Here is an 8,082-nt window from a genome sequence, read left to right on the forward strand (position 1 = left end):
TACACCACTATGCGCGCCAAAAGAAGTACTGTGCCCGCGTGCCACCATCCGCCCTCCGCGACCGTAAACGGGAACGCACCCGCCGCGCTCTGCTCGAGTCCGCTGTCGAGCTGTTCGAGGAAAGAGGTTACGAGGAAACGACGGTGGCCGACGTGGCCGCCGCCGCCGAGGTGGGTACCCGGACCTTCTTCAACTACTTCGCGAGCAAGGAAGAGCTGCTTTTCCCGGAATCCGACGAACGGATCCGGGCCGCGGTCGCCGCCATCGGCTCCCGCCGGCCCGGGGAACGGCCCGTCGAGGTGCTGCTGCGCGCGTTGCGCGCCGCCGGCGACAATCCCGGCGAACACCTCGTCGACGATCTCAATGCCCGGATCGCCGCTGTGCGCGCGCAGGTTTCGCGCACGGTGCCCGCGGTGAGCGGGCGGGCCGCGCACGCGCAACTCGTCGCGCAGCGCGAGATCGGCCGCCAGTTGCACGCCGCGTTCCCCGACGAACTCGACGAGGTCGGCGCCGCCGCGCTCGTCGGTGCGGTCGTGGGGGCGGTCTCGGGTGCGCTGACAGTGCTGTTCCAGCAACCACAGTCGGCCACCGAGGACGGCGAGCGCCTGACCCGGCGGATCCACGAGACCACCTCGCGGGTCCTGCAGCCCTGGCTCAACTCCTCGCGCGCGGCGAAGTCTCCGGAACCCGTCAGCTGAAAACCGATGGGGCTCAGCTGAACTGCTGCCAGCCCAGCCGGGCCACCATCGCCACGACCACCACCAGCAGTACGACGCGCACGAACTTCGCGCCGTTGCGCAGCGCCATGTGCGAGCCGAGCACCGCGCCCACGATATTGGCCACCGCCATGGCCGCGCCCAGCGCGACCAGGATGTGGCCGGTGAGCCCGAAATAGATCAGCGCGCCGACATTGGACCCGCAGTTGATCACCTTCGCCATGGCCGCGGCCCGGACGAACTCGGTGCCGAGCAGGGTGGCGAAAGTGATGATCAGGAAGGTGCCGGTGCCCGGCCCGATCAGGCCGTCGTAGAGGCCGATCAGGCCCGCCGCGAGCGCGACCACCAGGATCACCTTGCGCCGGGTCGGGCGATGGGTCGCCATCGTCACCCCGATCGAGGGCCGGAAGGTGACGAACACCGCCACCCCGACCAGCACCACCAGCACGATCGGGATGAACAGGTCGCGATCGATCAGCGACACCGCCGCCGCGCCCACCGCGGCCGCGACCGCGGCGATCAGGGCCGCGGGCAGCAGGAGCCGCCACTGCATCGGCACCTTGCGGGCGAAGGTCGCCACCGAGGCGGCAGTGCCCGCGACCGCGGCCATCTTGTTGGTGCCCAGGGCGGTTTGCGGGGCGATGGTCGGCGCCACCAGCAACAGCGTCGGCAAGATGATCAAACCGCCGCCGCCGACCACCGCGTCCACCCAGCCCGCGGCGGTCGCGGCCGTCAGCAGTACCGCCCAGTCTCCGAAATCCACGCCGCAAGACAACCAGACATCCTATGTTTGCGCGCGCATCGGGTCCGCCGTCCCACCGGGAATCGGCGGCAGCGCGCGGCTATTCGATGCGGCGGCGGGCGCGCCCTAGGGTGAACGCCATGCGCCGGTTCAGTCTGTGGCTTCGTGGCAAGCCGGTCGTCGCCGACTGCATGCTGGCCTTCGGGCTGCTGCTGGTCGACATCTTCGTCGGCGTGGGGGAGAGCACGCAGCCGGTCGTCTATCTGGTGCTCAGCGGGCTGCTGCCGCTACCGGTCGCGCTGCGGCGCACCTATCCGCGGGCGATGGCGGGCGCCATGCTGATCCTGTCGCTGTGCACGACCATGGTCAGCTATCTGCTCGACGACATGGCCGTCCATCCGGCGCTGCTGGCGCTGGGCATCATGCTCTACACGCTGGTCGCCTACGTCGGGCGGCGTGAAGGCCTGCTGCTGGTGGTGGGATTGATCCTGGACACCACCCTCTCGATCTGGCTGCTGCGCCAACCCGTGCTGACCACCGTGTGGGTGATCGGCATGTACTACGCGCTGTGCTGGACCCTCGCCGAGTTCAACGGCGCCCGCCACGCCTACGACGCCGAGGTGGCCGCGCGGCTCGCCGTCGCCGACGACGCCGGGGAACGCCGCACGCACGAGGCGGTGTCGCGGGAACGCACCCGCATCGCCCGCGAACTGCACGATGTCGTCGCGCACGCGGTGAGCGTGATCATCGTGCAAGCCGACGGCGCGAAGTACGCGCTGCGCCGCGACCCCGACACCGCCGAACAGGCCCTGTCCATCATCTCCGGCACCGGGCGCGAGGCGCTGCGCGAACTGCGCCGCACCGTGGCGCTGCTGCGCACCGAGCACGCGCCGGATCAACTGCCGCAGCACGGCACCGCCGGCCTGGCCGCCATGGCCGCGATGATGCGCGGCACCGGATTGGCCGTCGACCTGGAGCTGACCGGTGAACTCGACGACATCACCCCCGAGGTCAGTCTCGGCGTGCACCGCATCATCCAGGAGTCGCTGACCAACACCCTGCGGCACGCGGGCGCCAGCCCCAAGGCCTGGGTCCGGGTGCAGCGGCGCGACACCGACGTCGTGGTCGACGTCACCGACTCCGGCGGCACCCCCGTGCACGGCCCGCCCGCGCATCCGATCCAGGGCAGCGGGCTCGGACTGCTCGGCATGCGCGAACGGATCGCGGTGCTCGGCGGCACGCTGACGGCCGGGCGTCGCGCCGACGGCACCTGGCGCGTGCACGCCACCATTCCGCTCACCCCCGGCCTCACCGAATAGCTCTGCTCTGCCGATAGATTGGGAGCGTGCCGATCACCGTTCTCGTCGTCGACGACCAGGAATTGATGCGCATGGGCCTGAAGATGGTGCTCGGCGCGCATCCCGACCTCGAAGTGGTGGGCGAGGCGGAGAACGGGGCCGTCGCGGTGTCGCGAGCCCGGGAGCTACGGCCCGACGTGGTGCTGATGGACGTGCGGATGCCGGTGGTCGACGGCGTCACCGCGACCGGTCGGATCGTCGAGTCGGGCCACAGCAAAGTGCTCGTGATGACCACCTTCGACCTCGACGAGCACGCGCTCGGCGCGCTGCGAGCCGGCGCCAGCGGGTTCCTGCTCAAGGACACCCCGCCCGAAGACCTGATCTCCGCGATCCGCAGCGTCGCCGCCGGCGACGCCGTGGTCTCGCCGAAGGTGACCAAGCGCCTGCTGGATCGCCTCATCGCCGAGGAACCCGGCGGCATGCGCGACCCCGCGGTGCTCGACGTGCTCACCGCCCGCGAACGCGAGGTGCTCGAGCAGATCGCCGCGGGCCGGTCCAACGCCGAGATCGCCGAGCAGCTGTTCCTGTCCGAGGCCACCGTCAAGACGCACGTCGGCCGGGTGCTCACCAAGCTCGGGCTGCGCGATCGCGTGCAGGCGGTGGTGCTGGCCTACGAGACCGGGCTGGTCCGGCCCGGCGGCTGAGGGTGCCGGAAATCTCAGCGGGTTCCCAGCCTCCAGCGGGAGCTTTCCGGTCGATCTGGACGTTGGAACAGATAGGCCCGCCCGAAAGGATCGCCATGCCCGCCCTGATCTTCGTCCTCTACGCCGTCACCGAGCTCGCCGCCCTCGTCGCCGTCGGGCACTTCTTCGGCATCATCCCCGCGGTGCTGTCCCTGATCGCGGTCTCCGCCATCGGCATGCTGCTGATCGGCCCGCAGGCGCGCAGCGTGATGGAGCAGTTCCGCCGCGCCCGCCGCGGTGAGGTCACCCCCGGCACCGCCGTCGCCGACGCCACCCTGGTCGCCGCCGGCGGTTTCCTGATGTTCATCCCCGGCCTGGTCACCGGCCTCATCGGCCTGCTCTTCCTGCTTCCCCCGACCCGCTTCCTGGTCCGCCCCCTCGTCCGCTCCTTCGCCGACCGCCGCGTCAGCAAGCTGCGCGCGCAGATGCCCTACCGCGGCATCGTCATCGACGGCGAAGAGGTCGTCGACCGGGGCGAGGTCATCGACGGCGTCGTCGTCCAGCAGTGGTACGACGACGGCAAGAGCGCACACCGCGCCATCCGCTCGGTCTGAGACATCGACCGCTCCAGGCCCTGCCGAGTCCGACAGGAACGTTCGTCGGCATTGTGGGGTGCGGCATATCGGTGTGTGGGGTGTGCGGAGGTGTGGGGGCGGTACGGCAGACTGGTCTCTCGTGGGTACCCAGTTGCTGATCGGTGGTCGGATCTACAGTTCCAGTGCTCCTGACGCGACCGCGATGGCGGTCACCGACGGGATGGTGGTGTGGTTGGGGGCCGACAAGCCGGGGCTGGCGTTGCATCCGGATGCGGAGATCATCGAGTTGGACGGGGCGTTCGTCGCGCCGGGGTTCGTCGATCCGCATGTGCATGTGACCGCGCTCGGGTTGCGGTTGACCGGGCTGGATCTGTCCGGGGCGGAGTCGCTCGAGCAGTGTTTGGCGGCGGTGCGGGAGTTCGCGGCGGCGCATCCCGAGGGCACGATCCTGGGTGACGGGTGGGACGAGACGCGCTGGGCCGAGGGGCGGGCGCCGACCGTCGCCGAGATCGACGCGGCGGCCGGTGCCGGGCGGGCGGTGTATCTGGTTCGGGTGGACGCGCATTCGGCGATCGCCTCGTCGGCGCTGCTGGACGCGGTGCCCGAGGTTACCGCCGCGGCCGGATATGTCGCCGATGCGCCGGTCCGAGCCGACGCCCATCATCTGGTGCGGGCCGCGGCCCTCGCGGGATTGACTCGCGCGCAACGGGATTCGGCGCGCAAAGCCACTTTGGACGCCGCTGCCGCGCAAGGCGTCGTGGCGGTGCACGAGTGCGGCGGCCCGGATATCGCCGGGCGCACCGACATCCAGGAGCTGCTGGAGTTCGAGCACGGTGTCGAGGTGCGCGCGTACTGGGGTGCGGCCGTGCAGACCGCCGAAGAGGCGAAGGCATTGGTCCAGGAGCTCGGGGTGCACGGGCTTGGCGGTGACCTGTTCGTCGACGGGTCGATCGGCTCGCACACCGCGTGGCTGCGCGAACCGTACGCCGACGCCGACGAGACCGGCCGCTCCTACCTCGACGCCGACGCGATCGCCGCGCACGTGCGGGCGTGCACCGAGGCCGGGATCCAGGCCGGGTTCCACGTCATCGGCGATGCCGCGATGGACGCGGTGGTCACCGGATTCGAACGGGTCGTGGCGGCCCTCGGCGGACCCGCGGTGGCCGCGCGCGGCCACCGCGTCGAACACGCCGAGATGCTCGACGCCGATCAGATCGCCAAGCTGGGCGCCTGGGGCGTGATCGCCAGTGTGCAACCGGTATTCGACGCCACCTGGGGCGGCCCCGACGGCATGTACGCCACCCGCCTCGGCGCCGGCCGCGCCGCCACCCTGAACCCGTTCGCCGCCATGGCCGCCGCGGGCATCTCCCTCGCCATCGGCTCCGACGCCCCGGTCACACCCCTGAACCCCTGGTCCGCGATCCGTGCCGCCACCCAGCACCGCACCCCGGGCAACGGCATCTCCCCGCGCGCCGCCTTCGCCGCCACCACCCGCGGCGCCTGGCGCGCCGGCGGCGTCCGCGACGGCCTCGCCGGCACCCTGGTCCCCGGCGCCCCCGCCTCCTACGCCATCTGGGACGCCGCCGACCTCGTCGTCGCCGCGGCCGCCGACACCGTCCAGCGCTGGTCCACCGACCCCCGCTCCCGAGTCCCCGGCCTGCCCCCACTCACCCCGGACGCTCCTTTGCCTCGCTGCCTCCGCACCGTCCACCGCGGAGCCACCATCTATGAAGCCTGACTTCAACACCCCACCCACGCGATTCGGGTGCTGTGCCGAGAGCCCCTGTGCCACTGCGTTTCCCGATATGAGGTGCGCAGGCGATGGGTAAACCGCAGAACCAAGCGCGCCGCGCTGTGCTCACCCGCCATTGGCCGAAGTCGCCTATGCGATCGCTCGGGCACAGTGACCAGAAGGCTTGTACCGTCGCGTTTTCTGATGTGGAGTGCGCAGAAGATGTGTGATCTGAACAAAGCTCCGAGTCGTGCCGTGTTCAGCCGCGCGACGTCTCTTGTGCGATCGCCCGGGTGGAGTGACGAGAAAGTCTGTGCTGTGGCGGTTGTCGATGTGGAGTGTGCAGGGCGATGAGTGAGGGGCGCGGCTCGGTGGTGCGGCGGGTTACGGATGTGGTCGGGCGGTATCCGGTGCTGGTGCGGGCCGTGGGGGCCGTGGTCGCCGGGTTGCTGGTGTTCGGGAGTTTTCCGCCGCGGCCATTCTGGTTTCTGGCGCCGGTCGGGATCGCGCTGCTGACCCTGGTGCTGCGCGGGGGTGGCAGGCTGCGTGGGGGATTCGGGTACGGGGTGCTGGCGGGGCTCGGGTTCTTTCTGCCGTTGTTGCCGTGGACCGGGATCTATGTCGGGCCGGTGCCGTGGCTGGCGCTGTCGGCGGTGTGCGCGGTGTATGTCGGGCTGTTCGGGGTGCTGGTTCGGCTGGTAGGGGCACTGCGGGGGTGGCCCGTGTGGGTCGCGCTGGCGTGGGTGACGACCGAGTGGGTGCGGTCCAGTTTTCCGTTCGGCGGATTTCCGTGGGGGCGGCTGGCTTTCGGGCAGGCCGATGGCTGGTTTCTGCCGTTGGCGGTGGTCGGCGGCGCACCGCTGGTCGGCTTCGCGGTGGCGCTCACCGGAACCGGAGCCGCGGCGCTGATCAGTCGGCTGTGGCAGATTTCGGCGCACACCGCGGACGACGGCTCGGCAAAGATCGTGGACTCGGCTGGCGCGGCAGATCGCGCTGGGACAGGGGACTCGGCCGACGCAACGGACCCGGCAAGCGCTCCGGAACACCCCATCCCAGCACAAAAACCCCAGATCACCCGCAGTACCAAGGCCGGAATTATCACTGCGGCAGCAACTCTGGCTATCATGCCTATCACCGGAGTGATCCTCCGGACCGCGCTGCCCGGCCCGGAAGAGGGCGACCGGATGATCACGGTCGCCGCGATCCAGGGCAGCGTGCCGCGGCTCGGGCTGGATTTCAACGAGCAGCGGCGCGCGGTGCTGGACAACCATGTCCGGCGCACCGAGGAATTGGCCCGGGCAGTCGCGGTGGGGGCAGCGAAGCAGCCGGATGTCGTGATCTGGCCGGAGAATTCGTCCGATATCGATCCGCTGCGGAATGCGGACGCGCGGGAATTGATTTCCCGGGCCTCGGTGGATATCAAGGCCCCGATCCTGGTCGGCGCGGTGCTGGTGAACTCCGATCGCACCACCACGAACTCGGTAATGGTGTGGAACGGCGCGGCCGGCCCGGGGGAGCGGCACGACAAGAAGATCATCCAGCCGTTCGGCGAATATCTGCCGATGCGCTCGTTCTTCCGCCTGTTCTCCGATTACGCCGACCGCGCGGGCTATTTCGTGCCCGGCGACGGTGATGGCGCGGTGCGCGCGAACGGCATCGATATCGGCGTGGCCACCTGTTATGAGGTCGCCTTCGATCGCGCTTTCCGCGATTCCCTGAACGCCGGCGCGCAACTGCTGACGGTGCCCACCAACAACGCCACCTTCGGCGACAGCGAGATGACCTACCAGCAGCTGGCGATGTCCCGGGTGCGCGCGGTGGAGCACGGGCGGGCGCTGGTCGTCGCCGCCACCTCGGGGGTCAGCGCGATCATCACCGCCGACGGCGCGGTGCGCCAGCAGACGCCGCTGTTCGTCCCCGCGGCGCTCGTCGCCGACCTGCCGTTGCGCGACAGCACCACACTCGCAACCCGATTCGGCCCCGTACCCGAACTGCTGTCCGTTATTCTCACCGTTGCGGCTGTGGTAGCGGCGCTGCGCTCCCGTCGCCGGGCGCGTGGCCCGGGCACCACCGCGGCCGAGGTTCTCGTCGAACGCTGAGGCCGCCGCGCGGCCGGACACCCCCAATAACCGAACACTCGGTATCTTCCGGGGCCGGTGTGACTGTCAAGCACCCGCCCTGGGCTTTTGCGTGCTATTCGCCGGTTCTTAGCTGATGGATCAGAAGTGTCCGCATCCCGCACTCCTGGTGCTGGTGTTTCGTGTGAGAGACCCGATATTCAGCAATATTAGCTAAATATTAGCCGATGAATCAGG

The 8,082-nt window shown here is 69.9% G+C and carries 7 protein-coding genes; 6 read left to right on the top strand and 1 reads right to left on the bottom strand.

The window, feature by feature from the left end; genetic code table 11:
• Nucleotides 1-38: 38 nt before the first annotated feature.
• Nucleotides 39-698 (top strand): helix-turn-helix domain-containing protein, encoded by a 660-nt coding sequence (locus tag AB0H76_RS10270; protein ID WP_357320147.1) that lies wholly within the window; start codon nt 39-41, stop codon nt 696-698.
• 13 nt (nt 699-711) lie between these two features.
• Here the strand turns inward: AB0H76_RS10270 and AB0H76_RS10275 are convergent, their stop codons facing one another.
• Nucleotides 712-1,479 (bottom strand): TSUP family transporter, encoded by a 768-nt coding sequence (locus tag AB0H76_RS10275; protein WP_357320150.1) that lies wholly within the window; start codon nt 1,477-1,479, stop codon nt 712-714.
• 119 nt (nt 1,480-1,598) lie between these two features.
• On the opposite strand from AB0H76_RS10275, the gene AB0H76_RS10280 reads away from it, so the two are divergent.
• The 5 genes from AB0H76_RS10280 to lnt all read left to right on the top strand — a co-directional run bounded on the left by AB0H76_RS10280 (nt 1,599) and on the right by lnt (nt 7,866).
• Nucleotides 1,599-2,777: a histidine kinase gene (locus AB0H76_RS10280; RefSeq protein WP_357320153.1), complete on the top strand. Its 1,179-nt coding sequence runs from the start codon at nt 1,599-1,601 to the stop codon at nt 2,775-2,777.
• A gap of 26 nt (nt 2,778-2,803) precedes the next feature.
• Complete coding sequence (locus AB0H76_RS10285) at nt 2,804-3,460, top strand: response regulator transcription factor (RefSeq protein ID WP_357320156.1); 657 nt, start codon at nt 2,804-2,806, stop codon at nt 3,458-3,460.
• Between the two features lie 95 nt (nt 3,461-3,555).
• Nucleotides 3,556-4,053, top strand: a complete 498-nt coding sequence (locus AB0H76_RS10290) for an FxsA family protein (protein WP_357320158.1) — start codon at nt 3,556-3,558, stop codon at nt 4,051-4,053.
• A 121-nt stretch (nt 4,054-4,174) separates the two neighbouring features.
• Nucleotides 4,175-5,773 carry an amidohydrolase gene (locus AB0H76_RS10295; protein WP_357320160.1) on the top strand — a complete coding sequence of 533 codons (1,599 nt, stop codon included), beginning with the start codon at nt 4,175-4,177 and terminating at the stop codon, nt 5,771-5,773.
• A 344-nt stretch (nt 5,774-6,117) separates the two neighbouring features.
• Complete coding sequence (gene lnt, locus AB0H76_RS10300; protein WP_357320163.1) at nt 6,118-7,866, top strand: apolipoprotein N-acyltransferase; 1,749 nt, start codon at nt 6,118-6,120, stop codon at nt 7,864-7,866.
• Nucleotides 7,867-8,082: the final 216 nt, after the last annotated feature.

This window comes from Nocardia sp. NPDC050712 (assembly GCF_040654295.1).
In the GTDB taxonomy this organism is placed as follows: domain Bacteria; phylum Actinomycetota; class Actinomycetes; order Mycobacteriales; family Mycobacteriaceae; genus Nocardia.

Bases quoted from the DNA above. Each gene is read 5' to 3' on its own strand.
- AB0H76_RS10280 (WP_357320153.1), top strand. From the start codon at position 1,599: ATGCGCCGGTTCAGTCTGTGGCTTCGTGGCAAGCCGGTCGTCGCCGAC.
- AB0H76_RS10290 (WP_357320158.1), top strand. From the start codon at position 3,556: ATGCCCGCCCTGATCTTCGTCCTCTACGCCGTCACCGAGCTCGCCGCC.
- lnt (WP_357320163.1), top strand. From the start codon at position 6,118: ATGAGTGAGGGGCGCGGCTCGGTGGTGCGGCGGGTTACGGATGTGGTC.